1 protein-coding gene is annotated in these 459 nt (G+C 28.3%); it reads left to right on the top strand.

Annotated features, from left to right (window positions below; all coding sequences use genetic code 11):
* On the top strand, positions 1 to 210 hold a 210-nt coding region (locus tag ACFRAE_RS17770), incomplete at its 5' end, for a hypothetical protein (protein WP_422798511.1).
* Positions 211 to 459 lie beyond the last annotated feature (249 nt).

Here is a 459-nt window from a genome sequence, read left to right on the forward strand (position 1 = left end):
ATTATGAAAGGCTGTGGTAAGCAGGTTCCACCAGAATTAAGGCATGTTCAAATCTATTTTTTAGAGAAGAATGTTTCACTTGAGGTTTCTCATTCGTTTTTTGAATACTACAACTCCAAAGGTTGGAAAAACAATTCTGGAAAGCTGTTGAAAAATTGGAAATCACTAGCTTGGGATTGGTATATGAAGGAACATGTTTTGAAAGTTTAATAAGGAATATTAGAGATATCAAACCTCATAGTGATTTAAATCCCTTTATTGATTTCTGTAAAGAGTCTTTGAAGATTTCTTAGGAATTACTAATAAAACCCTTCAAAAATGGAGGGTTTATTTAATAATCCACCAATCTCAAATGATTTTACAATTAGTTTTGAAATACAGTTATCATATACAATCAATTTAAAAGATAGTTTAATGAATTTTCATTTATTAATTTTAGAAAAGCATAGGTAGATTTTA

This window comes from Sphingobacterium sp. HJSM2_6, from assembly GCF_049316305.1.
Lineage (GTDB): Bacteria > Bacteroidota > Bacteroidia > Sphingobacteriales > Sphingobacteriaceae > Sphingobacterium.